This window comes from Paenibacillus whitsoniae, assembly GCF_003955665.1.
Taxonomy (GTDB): Bacteria; Bacillota; Bacilli; order Paenibacillales; family NBRC-103111; genus Paenibacillus_E; species Paenibacillus_E whitsoniae.
Genome location: NZ_RXHU01000025.1, coordinates 1 through 18,313 on the forward strand (window position 1 = coordinate 1; position 18,313 = coordinate 18,313).

Consider the following 18,313-nt stretch of genomic DNA (forward strand, 5'->3'; position numbering starts at 1 on the left):
GTACTGCACGGCTTGCTCGGAAGCGGAGCTGGCGATGGATGCTTTCCTCGCCGATACCTCGGCAGCTACGTTGGAAGCCTCTCTACTGCAGGCTTATGGGCACTAAGAAGGGAGAAATAACGATAAGCTCTATCGAGTTTTTTGTTAATGGGGCATGCTCGTTTAGTTTCTTGGTTCTTCCAGCATCTCTACGCGCTCTATCGTGCGGTCAAGGTCACTTTCCACAGCTCGCAAATGTCTGTCGTATCGGCTGAACTCGCGGCGCGTTTCCTCCCGAAATCCAACGAATTCCCCTTGCAGCTTATGAACATTCATCGCCATGGCTTCTACTTTGGAATCGAGAAGTTCCTGCCGGTGATGAATAGCGCTTACCAACTGATACAATTCCTTTTGTCCAGCTTCCAGCGAATCAAGCCTAGTTTCCATTACATCAAGCTTATCCAGTTTTTTCAGAATGAGGTCCAATTTGTCCATGTTTAATCAACTCCTTTTGTACTCCATTATGACCGAATTTTTGCGGGCTGTCTAAGGTAAATTTCAAGAAAAGTAAAGTAAACACAAAAAGGGATGTCCCCAAGGTCTGCTAACCTTCGGACATCCCTTTTTGTGCGCCGTCTACCCCAGCAAATGCCGATACGCGCTGTAATCGATCTCCTCCCGATCCAGGAAGGAGATCAGGCTCTTGTAGTCGCGCCGCGGCGTCGCCAAAATGTAGCCCTCGATGCAGTGGGCGCGGGTCACTTCGGAGGCGTTCGCTTCCAGTGCGACTTGTCCGATTCGCGCGGCGATCGAGTGCTTCGCAATGTCGCGGAACGCGGTAGGCACAGGCGAGACAAGCTTGTCGAGGAAAGCTTTGGAGTCCTCCGTCCACAGATGGCGGGAGCTGTCGACGTAATGATTTTGCCAATCCAGCTTGGACTTGCCGTCTTCCTTGGGCAATACCTTGAGAAATTTGCGAAACATGAAATAGCCGCCGACCCCCATAAAGAACAGGAGGACGAACGCCCAGAACAGGATAAAAATCATGAAAGTATCGTGAGCCATGTTGGTGTCACCTCAGCAGCATGTAAGGATATGTTAAGAATTATAGCGTATTTCTAGATTTCTTGCGACATTCCGAGTAAAATAGGAAGGTAGTACTCACACACAAAGGAGTTATGAACTATGCCCAAAATTGGCTCGCACGTTTCCTTTTCGGACAAAGGCTTGCTGAATGCAGCCGAAGAAGCCGTTTCCTACGGCTCCTCTACCTTCATGATATACACAGGTGCCCCACAAAATACGCGCCGCAAACCGATCGAAGAGCAGTACGTTGAAGAAGGCAAAGCGGTGATGGACAAGCATGCGATGAACGAAATCGTCGTTCACGCGCCGTACATTATCAACCTCGGCTCCTACAAAGACGATACGTACGAGCTTGCGGTCCGCTTCCTGCAGGAAGAAATTCGCCGAACGGATTACCTCGGCGTGAAGAACATCGTGCTCCATCCGGGCGCTTACACGGATAAAGATACGGATTACGGCATTGCGCGCATCGCGGAAGGCTTAAACGAAGTGCTCGCCGGTGTCAAAGACACGGACGTGAACATCGCGCTCGAGACGATGGCGGGCAAAGGTACGGAAATCGGCCGCAGCTTTGAGGAGCTCGCCGAGATTATGGAGCAGGTCGAGTTCAATAACAAGCTCACCGTCTGTCTGGATACGTGCCACGTGCATGATGCCGGCTACGATATTGTGAACGACCTCGACGGCGTGCTGCGCCATTTTGACCGTACGGTTGGGCTTGAGAAGCTGGCGGTCATTCATCTCAACGACAGTAAGAACCCGCGCGGTGCGGCCAAAGACCGCCATGCGCCGCTCGGCTCGGGCTGGATCGGCTTCGAGGCGATGAACAACGTGGCGAACCACGAGTCGCTGCAGCATTTGCCGATGATTCTGGAGACGCCGTGGATCGGCAAAGAAGACAAGACGCAGCGTCCGATGTACGAAGCGGAGATTGCGCTGCTGTCCGGCAACTTGAGCGGGCGCTTCGGCGGCGACTTCCTGGAAGGTGTCGAGCGCATCGCGCACCTCATGAACAAGCGGGACATTCACCATCGCGATTTCGTTGTGAAAACGTGGGAGCTGCTCAAGAACGACGCCAAAGCGAAAAAAGCGGACGGACGCGAGCCGCTGGAGCGCTTGTACGATATGTTGCATGAAGAACAACTGTTTGCCGATCTGAGCGAGGAGCAGATCAATCAGCGATTGATCGTTTGGCTGGCTGGCAGCGATGTATTGAAGAAAGCATAAGCACGCGTTGCATTTAGGGGGAGAACCATGGAAGCGGGAAGCAATAGCAGCACCGTTCGCCGGGAGAGCGAATGGAAAAATAGAGCGAGAATGTTGATTTCTTGCCCGGATCAGCCGGGGATTGTTGCAGCGGTATCACAATTTTTGTATGAGTACGGTGCGAATATCGTGCAGTCCGACCAGTATACGATGGACCCGGAAGGCGGCATGTTCTTCATTCGGATCGAGTTCGATCTCGAGAACCTGGCCGATCGTGTCGAGAAGTTGAGACAGGACTTTTCCGTTATCGCGGACAAGCTGTCCATGTCGTGGAGCCTTTCGCTGGCCAGCCAGAAAAAGCGGATCGCGATCTTCGTCTCCAAAGAAGATCACGCCTTGTTGGAGCTGCTGTGGCACTGGCGCGCCGGCGATTTGAACGCCGACATCGCGATGGTCGTCAGCAACCATCCGGATATGCGCGAGCTGGTGGAGCCGTTCGGCATCCCGTATTACCACATTCCGGTGACCACCGCAACGAAGGCGGAGGCGGAGCAGAAGCAGCTTGAAGTGGTCGGCGACAAGGTCGACACCATTATTCTCGCGCGCTACATGCAGATCGTATCGCCGACGTTCATCAAGCATTATGCGAACCGCATCATTAATATCCATCACTCCTTCCTTCCGGCGTTTGTCGGCGGCAAGCCGTACGCGCAGGCGCATAACCGCGGCGTCAAGATCATCGGCGCTACTGCGCACTACGTTACGGAAGAGCTGGACGGCGGACCGATCATCGAGCAGGACGTACAGCGTGTAAGTCACCGCGACAATGTCGAGGACTTGAAGCGGATTGGTCGTCACATCGAGCGCATCGTGCTGGCACGGGCGGTCGCCTGGCATGTGGATGACCGGGTCATCGTGCATAACAATAAGACGGTCGTGTTCAATTAATCCCTGCCTGCTGTGGGCAGGACACAAGAAAGGCTTCCCTGCCAAGGCTGCGTTCAGCTTGGTCGCGGGAAGCCTTTTTTACTAAGTTCCCTCGGCTGCTTTTCGAGGGTACCCGATGGCAAGTACGACTATTGTTGCGAAAAAGATCAGCATAAGGATCACCTGAGCTTGATGTATAGGTAGCTTCTGCTTCACTTAGCTTTTTTATCCATTTGAGGTGGCGGGATCTGCTGTTCAGGATTGGCGACGGGGTTCTGCGGCCCTGCCCGCTAGCGATCCGATTTCATGAGTTATTGTGGCAAAGCCTTAAAGCAAATGGTACAATAATGCAAGCGATCAATTGACTTGCCTATAAAGTCGAATGCTGATGAATATACAGAGAAACTGGAGGGAATTTTCGCATGACGGCAACAAATAAAACAATCGAGCAGCTTGCAGTCGATACCATTCGTACACTCGGGATCGATGCAGTTGAAAAAGCAAAATCCGGCCATCCAGGAATGGTTATGGGCGCTGCGCCAATGGCTTACGTGCTGTGGAAGCATCATATGAAACACAATCCTTCGAACCCGAACTGGGTCAACCGCGACCGCTTCGTGCTGTCCGCAGGCCACGGCTCCATGCTGCTCTATAGCTTGCTTCACCTGTGCGGCTACGACCTGCCGATGGAAGAAATCAAGAACTTCCGTCAGTGGGGAAGCAAAACCCCGGGTCACCCGGAATACGGCCACACGCCAGGTGTTGACGCGACGACTGGCCCGCTTGGTCAAGGCGTAGGTATGGCCGTAGGTATGGCTATGGCAGAAGCACATTTGAGAGAAACGTATAACAAAGAAAACTTCCCGGTGATCGATCATTATACATACGCGATCTGCGGCGACGGCGACATGATGGAAGGCGTTTCGTCCGAAGCGGTTTCCTTGGCGGCGCACCTGAAGCTGGGCAAACTCATCATGCTTTACGATTCCAACGATATTTCCCTCGACGGCGAGTTGAACATGGCGTTCTCCGAGAGCGTTCATAAGCGTTTTGAGGCATATGGCTGGCAAGTGCTGCGCGTTGAAGAGCAGAACGATCTGGCGGCGATCTCCAACGCAATCGCAGAAGCGAAAGCCGATACGACGCGTCCTACGCTGATCGAAGTGAAAACGACGATCGGTTTCGGTTCTCCGAACAAGGGCGGCAAAGGCGGCCATGTTGGACCGCACGGTTCCCCGCTTGGCGGCGAAGAAGTGAAGCTGACGAAGCAAGCGTACGGCTGGCCGGAAGAGCCGGACTTCCTCGTACCGGATGAAGTGCGCACGCACTATGCGGAAATTCAAAAAGAAGGCGCGGCTGCCGAGCAAGCTTGGAACAGCCTGCTGAATGACTACATCGCGGCTTACCCTGAGCTTGGCAAACAGTTCAGCGCAGCGGTGAGCGGCGAGCTTCCAGCTGGCTGGGATGCCGAATTGCCTGTATACACAACGGCTGACAAGCCGATGGCGACGCGCGTCGCTTCCGGCAACGCGATCAATGCAGTTGCCGGCAAGCTGCCGCAACTGATCGGCGGCTCTGCCGACCTGGCGAGCTCTAACAATACGATGATCAAAGGCGAAGCGAATTACAGCGCTAGCTACTATGCGGGACGCAACGTATGGTTCGGTGTGCGCGAATTCGGCATGGGCACCGCGATGAACGGGATGGCGCTTCACGGCGGGGTCAAAGTGTACGGCGCGACCTTCTTCGTGTTCTCCGACTACCTGCGTGCCTCCATCCGTCTTGCCGCACTGATGCAGCTTCCGGTCATTTACGTCTTGACGCATGACAGCATCGCGGTCGGCGAGGACGGCCCTACGCACGAGCCGATCGAACAGTTGCCTGCGCTTCGCGTGATTCCAGGCATCACGGTCATTCGTCCTGCGGACGGCAACGAAACGTCGGAAGCTTGGCGCTATGCGATCGCGGAAGCGAAAGGCCCGGTTGCGCTGGTGCTGACGCGTCAAAACTTGCCGATTCTCGAAGGCACCGTCGAAGGCGCCAAAGCGAACCTGAGCAAAGGCGGCTACGTCGTCTCCGATGCAGCAAACGGCAAGCCGGACGCTCAAATCTTGGCGACAGGCTCCGAAGTACAGCTGGCGGTTGCCGCTCAGAAGCTGCTCGCGTCGGAAGGCATCAACGTACGAGTTGTAAGTCTGCCGAGCTTGGAGCTGTTCGAGAAACAGTCCAAAGCGTACAAAGACTCCGTCATCCTGCCTGACGTGAAAAAACGTTTGGCTGTCGAGATGGCATACCCGCTCGGCTGGGAACGTTATGTCGGCGACGAGGGTTCCATCCTCGGCATCTCCACATTCGGCGCCTCCGCGCCTGGCGACCGCGTGCTCAAAGAGTACGGCTTCTCGCCGGAAAACGTGGCTGCGCGCGTGAAAGCTTTGCTGGGTTAATTGTGCTTCGGCGATTTCAATGATTTTGAGGCTCCGGTCGCGTCGATGGCGCGCTCGGGGGCTTGCTTCACAGTGGCTCGGTCGCGGTCAGCGGCCGAGCAAATTACAAGCATAATGGGGGAAATGGTCCAGATGTCCAGCTTTGAAAATGTAACTGTCCTAACAAAAGCCAACGTTTATTTCGATGGCAAAGTGACAAGCCGTACCGTGGTTTTCGCAGACGGCACCAAGAAAACACTCGGCATCCTGCTGCCAGGCGAATATGAGTTCGGCACAGATACCAAGGAAATCATGGAAATCCAAGCCGGCGAGCTGAACGTTCAGCTGCCAGGCAGCGACGAATGGATCTCCATCAGCGGCCAAGGCGAATTCACGGTTCCGGCGAACGCGAAATTCAAACTCGACGTGAAAACGGTGAGCGACTATATCTGCTCGTATATTAGCGAGTAGTTGGCGAGACAGCCCTTCATCATCCCTTTGGGGATGATGGGGGGCTTTTTTTGTGTGGAAGGGGAGCTGCGCTAGAATTCGTACATTTGATTGGTAGCAGTCAGCACATAGGAATGAACACGTGTCTTACCGCGAGCAGGCCGCAGAATGCCTTTGGCATATAAACGATGCAGCCACTCACGAGCGCTGTCCATCCGTATGCCTAAATGTTCGCTCACCAGTCGAGAGGTTATTGGCTCAGGGGAGATCTTAGCTAAATGAATAATATCTTTTTCTCTATAGTTGAGCTGCACGGTAAGCTTGGCTTCCCCAAACCAATGTCCCATCACATGCAGAATAATTTGCTGACAGCGCCTGCTTCTCTGCGAAAGGTCATCGTAGGAAAAGCGAAGTACTTTCCAGTCATCTAGGATTAATTGGTTCTGTCGCATGAGGTGATCAGAGAATCGAGCACGATCTATGTCTCTTGCATGAGCAGCAAAACCATCTATTTCAATAGCAATTCGATAGGAGCCGCGGATATAGGCGAAGTCTATGAATCGAGTGCCATCTTGAAAATCTTTTACTTCATACTCGGGATGGAGATGCCGAAAGTTGCCGATACTGGGCCACCATACTTGCGAAAGAAATTGCTTTTCTGCATGCGCATGGCCTTCAAGCAGCCTTCGAAGTCTTTCGCCAGAGCGGTGAGTGAGATGGTATTGAAGATATTGCTCATAATTTGTAGTAAATTCTTTCGATACAGTCAATTGCATACTACCTCCTCAAAATAAAAACACCGCCTTTTCCATTCATCTGGAAAGGACGGTGTTCTTCACGCGTCTACATTGGGTATTTAAATCAGCTAAGGGGGTCTAGCCCTAGTTAAATCACCGGAAATGGCAGAAATCATTCAGCTAAGAGGGCCCAGCCCTGCTTAACAGAGGCGAAATCGAGCTAAAATCGTAAATTTCAGCCCGCTAAGGGTGCATAGCCCTAGTTAAGTCGCCAGAAATGGCGAAAATCGTTGCGCTAAGAGGGTTCAGCCCCTCTTAGTAAAACCACACCAGGCGTATGACTGCCGTGACCGACCTCGTAAATCGGCTACAACGCAAACTCCATTCGCGCCTCGATGTACTTCTCGAGCTTCAGCCGCACGTACGGCGGCAGGCCCGAGAGCATACAGCCGTAGCGGAACAGGCGGCCTTCCGTCTCGATGCGGATGACGCGCGCGGTGATCGGCGGCAGATCCGCTTCCTGAGGGAAGTGGATCACGACGAACATGTCCGGCGCCAGCATGACCGGCGTCGTGATCTGCAGGCCGCTTTCGGACAAATCGAACAGCGTGCCGTCGATGTTTTGTCCGGAGAAGGAACCCTCATGCTCCCATTGGTAGATGGACAGCTTCAAATCGATGTCCAGCTTCACGCGGGTGTTCCGGCGGCGTTCGCGCCCCGACAATCCCGCCAGTCCCGCAGCCGGCTGCGCCGATGCAGCGGCGGCCGCGGCCGCCTGCTCGTCCTGCCGGACGACCTGTTGCCCCATCCAGCCCTCATAGAGCTGGATGAGCGCGCTCAAATCCTGATCGCCCAGCCCTTGGCTGAGGCCGATCTGGAATAGGTTCGTCGCCGCCTGCAGCATGGGAACCGGCAGCTGGAAATTGCCCGTGATGTCCTGCGCCAGCTGAAGATCCTTCAGCATGAGCTTCAGGGAGAATTGATTGCTGAAATCGCGATCGAGAATCTTATCGCTTTTCAGCTCGACTTGCTTGCTGTTCGCTCCGCCGGAGCGAACGATCTCTAGGAATTGAGCAGGATTGATGCCTGCTTTGGTCGCAATCGATAACCCTTCGGCAAGGCCGGCCAAATTAATGCCCACCATCGTGTTGTGGGCGAGCTTGGCATAGGAGCCTGAGCCGCTCGGTCCGAGGTAAAGGGCTTTGCTGCCTAGCGCCTGGAATACGTCCGATTGCTCGTCGAACACTTCCTTGCTGCCGCCAACCATGAACGTCAGCGTTCCGGCTTCGGCCGCAGGCTTCGTGCCGGTCACCGGTGCATCGAGGTAGTCGACGAAGTGCGCGGCGAGCTCGCTAGCGAGCTTTTGGCTGGTTTGCGGAGAAACCGTGCTGCAATCCACAATCGTGAGCGCAGGGTGAATCCCGCTGAGAACGCCGTTCTCACTATAAAAAATATCCAACAATGCCGCGTCATGGCTCAGCATGGTGATTACAACGTCGGAGCTGCGCGCGACCGCGGCCGGCGTTACGCCGACTTCGGCGCCGAGCTGTTCCAGCTCGTCCGTTTTGCCGGCAGTCCGATTGTAGACGGTTACCATAAACCCTTTTCGAAGCAGATTAGCAGCCATGGGCTTACCCATCGTGCCAAGTCCGATAAAACCGATACGTTTCATGCTCCTTCACCTCAGCTTCATTTTAGCATGGGAAAGTATCCCTGTGAATGGCTTCTTTACTTGCTTTTGAAGGAGCAAATCAGTATGCTAGGAAAAGGTAAAATAGAGATGGAGGCGAACCTTTTGAGTAAAAAGCTAGACTTTGATTACAGCAAGGCATTATCTTTTATCTCCCAGCATGAGGTTGATTATTTGACGGCGCAAGTGGAGCTGGCGCACAATCAACTGCACGACAAAACTGGCGCAGGCTCCGACTATACAGGTTGGGTCGATCTGCCCGAGAATTACGACCGCGAAGAATTTGCACGCATCCAGGCGGCTGCCAAACAAATTCAATCCGATTCGGACGCGCTCGTCGTCATCGGCATCGGCGGTTCCTATCTCGGCGCGCGTGCGGCGCTGGAAATGCTTTCTCATTCGTTTTATAACATTTTACCGAAAGACAAACGCAAAACACCTGAAATTTATTTCGTAGGAAATAACATTTCTTCTACATATGTGACCCACCTGCTTCAACTGCTGGAAGGCAAAGACTTCTCTGTGAACGTCATTTCCAAATCCGGCACAACGACGGAGCCTGCGATCGCATTCCGTATTTTCCGGGAGCTGCTCGAGAAAAAATACGGCAAAGACGCGGCACGCAAACGCATCTACGCGACGACGGACCGTGAGAAAGGCGCGCTCAAAACACTCGCTACAGCCGAAGGCTACGAAAGCTTCATCATCCCCGACGATGTCGGCGGACGTTACTCCGTGCTGACAGCGGTAGGCCTTCTGCCGATCGCGACAGCGGGCATTGACGTGGAAGCGATGATGAAAGGCGCAGCCGATGCGCAAAAAGAATTCGCCAATCCGAAGCTGAGCGAGAACTTGGCTTATCAATATGCGGCAGTCCGCAACGCCCTGTATCGCAAAGGCAAAACGATCGAAATTCTCGTGAACTACGAGCCGTCCCTCCACTTCGTATCCGAGTGGTGGAAACAGCTCTTCGGCGAGAGCGAGGGCAAAGACTATAAAGGCATCTACCCGGCATCCGTCGACTTCTCGACAGACCTGCATTCCATGGGCCAATTTGTGCAGGACGGCAACCGGATTCTGTTCGAAACGGTGATTCAAGTGGATCAAGTTTCTGATCACATCACCATCGGCACCGATGCAGACGATCTGGACGGGCTCAACTTCCTGAGCGGCAAGACGATGGATTTCGTCAACAAAAAAGCGTTCGAAGGCACCATGCTGGCGCACACGGACGGCAATGTGCCGAACCTGATCGTGACGCTGCCTGACATGACCCCGTATTCCTTCGGGTACATGGTCTACTTCTTCGAAAAAGCATGCGGCATTTCCGGCTATCTGATGGGTGTCAATCCGTTCGATCAACCAGGGGTTGAAGCGTACAAAAAGAACATGTTCGCCCTGCTCGGCAAACCGGGATATGAGAAAGAGAAAGCGGCTTTGGAAGCGCGTTTGCAGCAATAATCGAGCTCCAAAAAGAGAAAAAGCGGTCAATCCTATCGGGTTGGTCGCTTTTTTATTGAATGGCGGTCATATAAGTGCTGGATTTTCCAATATTTATGTGGTAAATTTTCTTTCTATATTGTAGAACTAGAGAGATGTGTGTAGAATGTAATGAAACCAGTTGTTTCTTCTACCCAGAAAGGTCGGCTATGCTAGCTTATTACAAAACAGTCAAGTCGTTCGGATTATCGGAGATTGTCATCAAGAAATCGCGTTTTATCGGACATGCGAGACCGGTGGAAACGGAAGAAGAAGCGATTCAATTTATTGAAACGATTAAAAAAGAACACAAGCTCGCCACGCATAATTGCAGCGCTTACGTATTGGGAGAGCGAGACCAGATTCAGAAGCAGTCCGATGACGGAGAGCCGAGCGGAACGGCGGGTAAGCCGATTCTCGAAGTCATTAAACAGCAAGGCCTGAAGAATACGGCGGTTGTCGTTACGAGGTATTTTGGCGGCATCATGCTAGGGGCGGGCGGGTTGATACGAGCTTATACGGACGGAGCCGTAGCAGGGCTTGAAGCAGCGCAGCCGGTGTATAAAGTGAATCATCAGCAAGTGTTGATTGAAGTGGACTATACGTGGTTCGGCAAACTTGAGAATGAGTTAAGAACCCGAAATATGCTGCTCGGTGATATTCAATTTACGGACAAGGTGACGGTCCCTTGTTACCCGCTGGCGGCGGAAGCGGAAGCGTTCATCAACTGGGCCACCGATTTGACGCAAGGGCAAGGCGTGATTCTCGCAGGAGATCACGAATACATCGAGCATACGAGCTTGCCGGAATAAGGCGGGCTTGCTGCAGGCACGAACACAATTTCATAACAGCTAAGGATGCGGAGGGATTGGCATGGCTAGAAAAGCAGTCGCGCAAGAGCTTAGCAGAGAGCGAATACTTTCGGAAGCGAGAGAATTATTCGCTACTTTTGGCTATCGCGCTTTAACAATGCGAAGCATTGCAAAGGCAATGGGGTACAGTCACGGAGCACTGTATTACCATTTTACGGAAAAAGCGGAGTTGTTTTATGCGTTAATTAAAGACGATTTCGCCCTACTCTTGCAACGGCAGAGGGAAATGGTTGCCCGCGAGCAGGGCATTAGCGTGAATCTGCTGCAGAAGTTAATGATGGAGTTCGTCTGGTTTGGACTGACGAATCCGAATCATTACGAGATGATGTTCATGATGAACGAGCCGGAGCTTCAGCAGTATTCGAGAACGGAGCAGGCGCAATGCCTGGAATTGTTCGCCATCGTTGTTCGCGATGTCGTGGCTGGACAGCCAGGTGCCGAGAGCCGCAAATACACACTTCCTTGGAATTTGTTCATGTCTCTGCACGGTCTTATTTCCTATTGTATTCAATTCCGCCTTACCTATGAAGAAGCGCGCAAGCTGGCTGACGAGCACATCCGTCTCATCTGTGCAAGTCTGGATGTGGATGCCTACGAACAGCAGCGGCCGCTTGTCAAAATGCTTGGTTAATCAGGATGGAGCGGGCCGCGAGGCTCGCTTTTTTTTGCGCATATCAGCCGCCTAGACATTCGAATGCCTGTACTATAAAATGATGGAATGACAAGAGGGAAAGGTGGGCGAGCAAGAATGGATTTGAGCGTATGGTCGGAAGCGAATGTGGAGTTTATGTTCGAGGAAATCAAGAAGAAGCTGCGCATGGCGACAGGCGGCTCCATTAAAGCGTCGAATGTAAGCGAAGCGGTTTACGAGGATTTGCGGGATCTCTACGAAATGGTCGCAAGCAAAGATAAATTCAGCATCAGTGAGATCGATGCGATTACGACCGAACTGGGTAAACTGCGTAAAGCATAACCCTCCTGATCCCTGACGGACAGGCGTATGCACGGACAATAGCGTATTTTGCGTTAAATAGGGACAGTTATCCAAGCCATGTTGCCCGCTTAGCCGTACACTGTAGAGCAATGTATCTCTGTTGGCTGAGGAGGTGGATGTACATGGCATCCAAAATTCGTAAAGAAGACGTGCGCAAGCTGATCGGTAAAACCATCGTCGCGGTGAAAAAAGACGGCTCGCAAGTAACGGGCAAGCTGGTGCGCATCAGTGGCAACACGCTTCTGGTGGCTCCGCAAAACGGTAAAAAGGTGCAGGTCAAAGCGATCGTTCCGCTCGTCTTGTTCGACTTGCTCGCCATCGGTACAGCCCCATATGCGTATGGTGGTTTCGGCGGTTGGGGAGGCGGCTTCGGTGGTTGGGGAGGCGGCTTTGGAGGCGGCTTCGGCGGTCCAGGGTTCTTCTGGTAATGAAAGAATCGTCTTAACAGGCAAGGATCCTTTCCGTGAGGAGAGGGTCCTTTTTTGTGCATCCAAAGCCCGATGAGGCACACATCGCCGCAAATCGGAATAGGCTACCATACGAGATTGCGGTCACACGGATAGGAGCGAGCAGCATGCCGGATTCCATCGTTCTTATCGCTGCGCCGATTAACGAGCAGTACGACAATCCGGCCGTTAGGAACCATATGCAAGGGGGCGGGGCCACGATGCAACAGCCGCGAACAGTACCGATTTTGCCTGATGCGCCTGCCATTCAGTTCGATGCCATTCATGTTAATTCGATTACGAATGGATCCGGCGTTTTTATCGGGACGAATACACAAGTCCTTTGGTCGACCAGCTCGAAAGTAAACAGCGGAGTCGGCGAAATCAGCGGAGAGCATAACCGGATGGAACAGGTGACGAACGTTATCTACGACAATGATATTATCGACGCGCCGTACACGAAAGGCGATCTGATTATTGGCCGGGTGTAAAAAAGCCCCGACAGCTGCGCGTATTGCCGCAGACAGCGGAGCTTGCGGGCCGACTCACTCACCGTCGACGTCCGAAGGAGGGGCGGCAGCGCCTTGGGACTGCGGGAAGCCGGAAGTCTGTGCGCCTGTCGTAATGAGCTCCTGCAACCATGCGGGGGTCTCCTGATCGCCGACGTTGAGCATGTCGAGGAAGTCGGAGTCGTTCAGCATGGACCGGGTGCCGACCAGCTGATTGTTGTCGCCTTCGACGGAGCCGAAGCCCTGCACGGTCTTTTGGTTGCTCTGAAAATCAGTCGGCCAATTGTTGCCCATATTGATGCATGACGCGCTTTCGACCGTTCCGATACGGATCGAGCCGATGACAAACGTGGGCGACATGAAGGAGGACATGCTTGTTCATCTCCTTTATTCGTAATTGCTACGCCGATGGAGGCGGCTTCGGATGGTAGCGGTACCCGGTTTCTGTGCGGACAGGCCCCTCTGCGCTTGCGGCGGCCGTGGAGGGCTGCGACGCGGAGGGCGCCCTTGGCGGTGGCGCCGTGCCGGCTTTTGGCTCCGGCGCTGCCTTGGTAGTCCCGCCGCTGGAGCCGGTTTTCGCGGCGGCGGATGCTCCGTGCGCTCCATGCGCGGCAAGATCGGCGGTTTTTGCGCCGAAGTTGTTGCCCAAATTCAAGGAGCCGCTAAGCTCTCCAATGTCGAGTTGATCCAACCGGAACGTCAAGCTGTCCAGCACGGGCTGGTGCACATGCAGCGTTTCGATGTGAATATGAGCTGGCTTTTCGGACAGCGCAGCGAGCTGCTTTTCCAGCTGCAGAATGCGGCGCTCCAGCTTGTCGGTGTACGCGGCGGAAGGAGCGGATTCCGTTCGCATAGTAGCGGGCGACGATGTGGGGGCAACGGCTGACGGCGGTTTTTGCGGTAAGGGAAGGGAATGTTTTTTTCGGCGAAACCACATAGGGCTCAGCTCTTTTCACGACGAGGCTTGTAATCCAGTGTATCTGCATCATATACGATATGCTTGCTGTCCTGCACAAGATTGCCTTCGCCTCTGACCGCGCCCAGCCCGTTATTGACTTTATCGTTCGAGCGTCGTCCCACGATACGATTTGTGCCTTTATTCACGCTTGATGAAGCCGCGATTTGATCGATATGAATGGATTGAAACTTGATCCGTACCAAAGCGATTCCCCCTAGTATCAGGTTCATAGCACCCTCTCCTCAGTATATGGGGACAAATCGCGTTTCATTTCTATTTTGGAATGGAATGCTGCAACTTTCTTCTTGAACAGATAAAAAAATAACGCCCCCGCCAAGCTGCACTGTGCTCGGACAAGGGGACGTTAAGTGAATTGAATGGGGACGACCTTTTCGTCGTCCGGCGGCGCCATCGGAATGCGGGCAATGAGCAAGCCGTTATGGTACTGCGCTCGCATATGCGCCGTTAACGCTCTCGCCGGCAGGCGGATCGTCCGTTCGAAAGCGCCGAAGAAGCGCTCTGAGAGCTTCATTTGATCGTCTTGCACAGGGTAAGGCCGCACAAGCGAGCCGCGGATGAGCAGGGCGGAGTTGTGAAAAGAAAGCTGAATCTGCTCCGGGGAAGACAACCCGGGCAGCTCTGCAACCACGACGACTTCCTGCAGCGTTTCGTACATATCGATGCGCGGACCGGTTAGCGGGATAATGCTGGCGATGTCCTGCCAAAATTCTGGACCCAGCACGTCGCCGGCCTGCGCGGTAAGTCCCTTCCAATCCGGCTTCGGCGGACGACCGCCGGGAGCACTCATCTGCCATCACCTCAGACTTCCCCTAGGAATTGCGACATGCGCTGCTCCTTTTAGTTTATGAAGGGAAGTCGCGGAATATGGCACGGCGCGAGGAAGCTTCAAATTGACGCAATAAATGTACTGGTGTACGATGGAAGACAAGTTGTATAGTTCCAATAACTGCTGAAAGGACGAAGTCCGGTGATGAGGAATTTGCTGCGCCTGCCGATCAGAAGCAATAAACAGTCCGTGTTTAGGAAATATGTCTTTTCCTACTTGTTGTTCCTATGCCTGCCGATTGCCTTTGGCATTCAGCAATACGTCCAAACTCATGAGGTTTTGACAAAAAGTGCAACGGATCTAAGCCTTCAGATTCTTAGAATGAGTCAGAATACCGTGGATCGGCTATTTATCGAATCCGATAATGTCGTTTCAGAGATCTCTGACGATAACAACGTTCTGTCAATGCTATTGAACGCAAGCTCACCGCCGACGACGGAGCAGCTTTATAATTATTCCATTTTGCGCAGCAGCTTGAACCGATACGTGATTACGAATAAATTATTCGAGGATATTTTCATTTGTATTGCGAACAGCGGAATGGCTGTGTCGTCCAAAACGGCATTTAATATGAATGACAATGTGGTCAGTATCAACGGGATGAAGCTAAGTGAATGGTTAGATGAAGTATCCAAGCGGAGCACTCAAAAGCAGTATTACAGCTTGAATAATGTGACGATTGAAGGCAAACAAACTTCTGTACTTGCTTACGTGAGCCCTTTGCCAAACGGCGTTCAAGGAAAGGTATTAGGTTCCATCATCGTATTTATTGATCAGAGGGACATTTCAAGTTTGTTTCAATTTCTTGTTGAAGATGGTGGATACGCTTACATTCAGGGCGAGCAAGGTCAGTTTATTGCACCAACCTTTACGTCCGACCAACTTAAAAATGGACTTGCCCTACCGGAAACCTTGTCAGGGAGGCTCGGATCTTCTTTTGAGGAGCTTGGAGGAAAAAGCATGCTGGTCTCCCATTCCCGGTCAGATCAGAACGGATGGACGTATATCGCTGCTCAGCCTTCCTCCGTCGTGCTGGCGAAGGCGGATACGATTAAACGAGCGATCCTGATGTTCGCGGGGTTCACACTCGGCTTAGGCATTCTGGCAGCCCTGTTTTTGGCTTACAGGAACAGCAAGCCTTTCTCGGAATTGCTGAATTCCATGTCGGAGCTGCGCTCCCAGATTGAGCATCAACTGCCGCTCTTGCGCGCTTCGGTGTTGGACCGTTTGCTGAAAGGATACTATAAGGACGAGGAAGGGGCCAAAGCCGCTCTTGAAGAAGCTCATGTTCAACTTCAGGGAGCGGGTTACTTCTCCATTTCTGTCACCGCCAACCGCGATGATTGGGGGGCGATTGGTTACGAAGGAATGGAAGAGGTTCACAGCTTCTTGAAGGATCGTTTGGAGCACATGCTGGAAGGTTTTGATTTCCTCATGAATATGGACGGCAATCGCGCAGACTTGATCGTCGCTTATGAGACAACCGATTGGGAAGTTTTACGCGCTTTAATTCGTGAGCGATGGGCGGTACAAGCAGACATGCTTCAGGAAGAGAACGGTTTGCTGCTCACCATCGGTGCCGGGCGAGGCACCGCTTTGCTGCACGAACTTTGGCGTTCGCATAATGAAGCACGCCAGGCGCTGGAATACCATATTCCGACGGATCGCGGAGAATTGATCTGGTACCAAGAGCGGGTTCAGGATTCATCTTATTATTATTATCCGTTGGATATTGAACTCAAGCTCATCCAGACGGTTAAAAACGGTGACAGGGAAGGGCTTGAGCGGTTAATGCAGCACTTGCTGGATGTTAATTTGCAGGAGCGGCGGTTGAATACAGTGACGCGCAGGCAGCTGCAGCATGAGCTTCAAGGAACACTGATTAAATTGCTTGAACAGGTGGAGGCGAGCTCGGATTCGTTAGCCAAGCTGAGAGAGAGGGCCTTACAGCAGGCCGAAAGCGGAGAAAGCTTTAGTCCAGAGGCATGGAAAAAAGTGCTTCACACGATCTGCGAGCATCTCGCTCATCAGAAGAAAGATAAGTATAATAAAACGGCAACTGCCATACTCGAAATGACGAAAGCGCAATTTACGGATGCGAATTTCAGTTTATCAGGGTTAGCTTCGTATTTTAAGTTATCGGAAAGCTTTATTTCCATTCTGTTCAAAGACCATGTAGGCGAGAATTTCTCCGACTATGTGGAAAGGCTTAGGCTCGAACTGGCATGCGGGCTTCTAAAGGATACAGACAAGAGCATCGTCCAGATCTCGCAGGAAAGTGGATATAACAGCGATAAAACGTTTCGTCGTGCGTTCAAACGCGTGTATGGGATTCAACCGACTTCTTATCGTGAATCCGCTCACTCCTAAGCGGAAAACCAACCAACGTTAACAAACCTCTATTTGCGGACACGTTTTTTAAAGCGGCCTCGATAGAGGTTTTCTTATTTTGGAAAGAAAAGAGCGTGAAAAAAATAGTGTTCCTATCCGGAGGCAGGCCGTTCCCCAAGACGCGTGAAATGCCGCGCACCATAAGGGATTCGAGCAATCAACTACGGCGAATGGGCGTAAAAAAAGAACTGTTCCTTTACGAATTACGCCTCGCTGCTATACATTCAATGTGAATAAAGCGTTTACAAAACGAATGCCATGGAAAATGGCTTCCATTTCAAGAAGGGCAGGTGGAATGAACCTATGGATGCAGGTCAAAACTCCGTCATCATGAGCGCGACTGCAAAGCGGGCCAAAACCGCAAGCGGACTTTGGTATAAGATCAAACAGCAGAAAGTGCTGCTGCTGCTCCTGTTGCCGGGTCTGATTTATTTCTTCATCTTTTCGTATGTACCGATGTATGGCATTCTGGTCGCTTTTAAAAAGTTTCGCATGCAGGCGGGACATCCGTTCTGGAGTTCGGTGTTTACAGCACCGTGGGCCGGACCGTTCGGTCTGGATTATTTTAAAACATTCGTGAATGGACCCTATTTCTGGATGCTGCTTAAGAATACATTCCTGCTAGGCGTGTATTCCATTGTATTCGGTTTCCCGGTACCGATCATCTTTGCGCTCCTGTTGAATGAATTGCGCAATCGGTACTACAAAGGTTTCGTGCAGACCGTCAGTTATTTGCCTTACTTTCTGTCCATTGTCGCTGTCGTGGGGATGATGAAGCTGATGCTCGCCCCCGACTCTGGAATTGTGAACGTGCTGCTAACGAAGCTGGGCTTTCAGCAGATCTACTTCTTCGGACTCCCAGGGTGGTTCCGTACCTTATTTGTTGGCTCGCATATTTGGAAAGACCTGGGGATGGGGGCTGTCATTTATTTGGCAGCGTTGTCCAAAGTAGATCCGGAGCAATACGAATCCGCTGTTCTCGACGGGGCTACCCGGATCAAGCAAATATGGCATATTACCCTCCCTGCTATTAAGCCGGTCGTGGTCATCACATTAATCCTAGGACTGTCCCATGTCGTAAGCGTTGGCGCAGAGAAGATTATTCTTATGTACTCCCCGCTAACTTACGATACTGCCGATGTTTTCTCAACGTATGTCTACCGCCAGGGATTGGTCAACATGGATTTCAGCTTCGGAGCAGCAGTCGACTTGTTCAATTCCGTCATCAATATCATTTTCTTGGTCAGCTCCAATTATCTTGCGCGAAAGATTTCAGGGGAAAGCCTCTGGTAACGCCGTATTGCCGAAAGGAGAGTCAC

At 52.3% G+C, this 18,313-nt stretch carries 20 protein-coding genes; 12 read left to right on the plus strand and 8 right to left on the minus strand.

What is annotated here, in order from left to right:
* Window positions 1–162: 162 nt before the first annotated feature.
* Complete coding sequence (locus tag EJQ19_RS09935; protein WP_126141060.1) at window positions 163–474, minus strand: hypothetical protein; 312 nt, start codon at window positions 472–474, stop codon at window positions 163–165.
* A 141-nt stretch (window positions 475–615) separates the two neighbouring features.
* The gene (locus EJQ19_RS09940; protein ID WP_126141061.1) at window positions 616–1,044 is read right to left on the minus strand and encodes a DUF2621 domain-containing protein; all 429 of its coding nucleotides are present in this window, start codon (window positions 1,042–1,044) and stop codon (window positions 616–618) included.
* 120 nt (window positions 1,045–1,164) lie between these two features.
* Here EJQ19_RS09940 and EJQ19_RS09945 point away from each other — a divergent pair, with 120 nt between their 5' ends.
* The 4 genes from EJQ19_RS09945 to ppnP all read left to right on the plus strand — a co-directional run bounded on the left by EJQ19_RS09945 (window position 1,165) and on the right by ppnP (window position 6,092).
* A complete protein-coding gene (locus EJQ19_RS09945; RefSeq protein ID WP_126141062.1) occupies window positions 1,165–2,292 on the plus strand; it encodes a deoxyribonuclease IV in 1,128 nt (375 codons plus the stop codon).
* Between the two features lie 27 nt (window positions 2,293–2,319).
* Window positions 2,320–3,219 (plus strand): formyltetrahydrofolate deformylase, encoded by a 900-nt coding sequence (purU, locus tag EJQ19_RS09950; protein WP_126141063.1) that lies wholly within the window; start codon window positions 2,320–2,322, stop codon window positions 3,217–3,219.
* 401 nt (window positions 3,220–3,620) lie between these two features.
* Window positions 3,621–5,642 (plus strand): transketolase, encoded by a 2,022-nt coding sequence (gene tkt, locus EJQ19_RS09955; RefSeq protein WP_126141064.1) that lies wholly within the window; start codon window positions 3,621–3,623, stop codon window positions 5,640–5,642.
* 132 nt (window positions 5,643–5,774) lie between these two features.
* The gene (gene ppnP, locus EJQ19_RS09960; protein ID WP_126141065.1) at window positions 5,775–6,092 is read left to right on the plus strand and encodes a pyrimidine/purine nucleoside phosphorylase; all 318 of its coding nucleotides are present in this window, start codon (window positions 5,775–5,777) and stop codon (window positions 6,090–6,092) included.
* Window positions 6,093–6,163: 71 nt separating this feature from the next.
* On the opposite strand, the gene EJQ19_RS09965 is transcribed toward ppnP, so the two are convergent.
* Entirely contained in the window at window positions 6,164–6,841 is a 678-nt protein-coding gene (locus EJQ19_RS09965) for a DNA-binding response regulator (protein ID WP_241242826.1), read from the minus strand.
* Window positions 6,842–7,175: 334 nt separating this feature from the next.
* Window positions 7,176–8,480: an NAD(P)-binding domain-containing protein gene (locus tag EJQ19_RS09970; protein ID WP_126141067.1), complete on the minus strand. Its 1,305-nt coding sequence runs from the start codon at window positions 8,478–8,480 to the stop codon at window positions 7,176–7,178.
* Between the two features lie 123 nt (window positions 8,481–8,603).
* Between EJQ19_RS09970 and EJQ19_RS09975 the strand changes: the two genes are divergently transcribed.
* From EJQ19_RS09975 to EJQ19_RS10000, 6 genes are all read left to right on the plus strand, one after another.
* Window positions 8,604–9,959, plus strand: coding sequence for a glucose-6-phosphate isomerase (locus EJQ19_RS09975; protein ID WP_126141068.1), 1,356 nt, complete (start codon window positions 8,604–8,606; stop codon window positions 9,957–9,959).
* A gap of 188 nt (window positions 9,960–10,147) precedes the next feature.
* Window positions 10,148–10,789 (plus strand): YigZ family protein, encoded by a 642-nt coding sequence (locus tag EJQ19_RS09980; protein WP_126141069.1) that lies wholly within the window; start codon window positions 10,148–10,150, stop codon window positions 10,787–10,789.
* Window positions 10,790–10,850: 61 nt separating this feature from the next.
* The gene (locus EJQ19_RS09985; RefSeq protein ID WP_126141070.1) at window positions 10,851–11,480 is read left to right on the plus strand and encodes a TetR/AcrR family transcriptional regulator; all 630 of its coding nucleotides are present in this window, start codon (window positions 10,851–10,853) and stop codon (window positions 11,478–11,480) included.
* Between the two features lie 117 nt (window positions 11,481–11,597).
* Window positions 11,598–11,822 (plus strand): DUF1128 domain-containing protein, encoded by a 225-nt coding sequence (locus EJQ19_RS09990; RefSeq protein ID WP_126141071.1) that lies wholly within the window; start codon window positions 11,598–11,600, stop codon window positions 11,820–11,822.
* Between the two features lie 143 nt (window positions 11,823–11,965).
* The gene (locus EJQ19_RS09995) at window positions 11,966–12,271 is read left to right on the plus strand and encodes a 50S ribosomal protein L33 (protein WP_126141072.1); all 306 of its coding nucleotides are present in this window, start codon (window positions 11,966–11,968) and stop codon (window positions 12,269–12,271) included.
* Between the two features lie 146 nt (window positions 12,272–12,417).
* Window positions 12,418–12,780 (plus strand): hypothetical protein, encoded by a 363-nt coding sequence (locus EJQ19_RS10000; protein WP_126141073.1) that lies wholly within the window; start codon window positions 12,418–12,420, stop codon window positions 12,778–12,780.
* Window positions 12,781–12,834: 54 nt separating this feature from the next.
* Here EJQ19_RS10000 and EJQ19_RS10005 read toward each other — a convergent pair whose 3' ends face one another.
* The 4 genes from EJQ19_RS10005 to EJQ19_RS10020 form a co-directional block, all read right to left on the minus strand.
* Window positions 12,835–13,158, minus strand: coding sequence for a hypothetical protein (locus tag EJQ19_RS10005; protein ID WP_241242827.1), 324 nt, complete (start codon window positions 13,156–13,158; stop codon window positions 12,835–12,837).
* 40 nt (window positions 13,159–13,198) lie between these two features.
* Window positions 13,199–13,735 (minus strand): hypothetical protein, encoded by a 537-nt coding sequence (locus EJQ19_RS10010; RefSeq protein ID WP_126141075.1) that lies wholly within the window; start codon window positions 13,733–13,735, stop codon window positions 13,199–13,201.
* Between the two features lie 5 nt (window positions 13,736–13,740).
* Window positions 13,741–13,986, minus strand: coding sequence for a hypothetical protein (locus EJQ19_RS10015; protein ID WP_126141076.1), 246 nt, complete (start codon window positions 13,984–13,986; stop codon window positions 13,741–13,743).
* Between the two features lie 134 nt (window positions 13,987–14,120).
* The gene (locus EJQ19_RS10020; RefSeq protein WP_126141077.1) at window positions 14,121–14,564 is read right to left on the minus strand and encodes an Hsp20/alpha crystallin family protein; all 444 of its coding nucleotides are present in this window, start codon (window positions 14,562–14,564) and stop codon (window positions 14,121–14,123) included.
* 183 nt (window positions 14,565–14,747) lie between these two features.
* Between EJQ19_RS10020 and EJQ19_RS10025 the strand changes: the two genes are divergently transcribed.
* Entirely contained in the window at window positions 14,748–16,973 is a 2,226-nt protein-coding gene (locus EJQ19_RS10025) for a helix-turn-helix domain-containing protein (protein WP_126141078.1), read from the plus strand.
* 324 nt (window positions 16,974–17,297) lie between these two features.
* A complete protein-coding gene (locus EJQ19_RS10030; RefSeq protein ID WP_206438395.1) occupies window positions 17,298–18,287 on the plus strand; it encodes an ABC transporter permease in 990 nt (329 codons plus the stop codon).
* Window positions 18,288–18,313 lie beyond the last annotated feature (26 nt).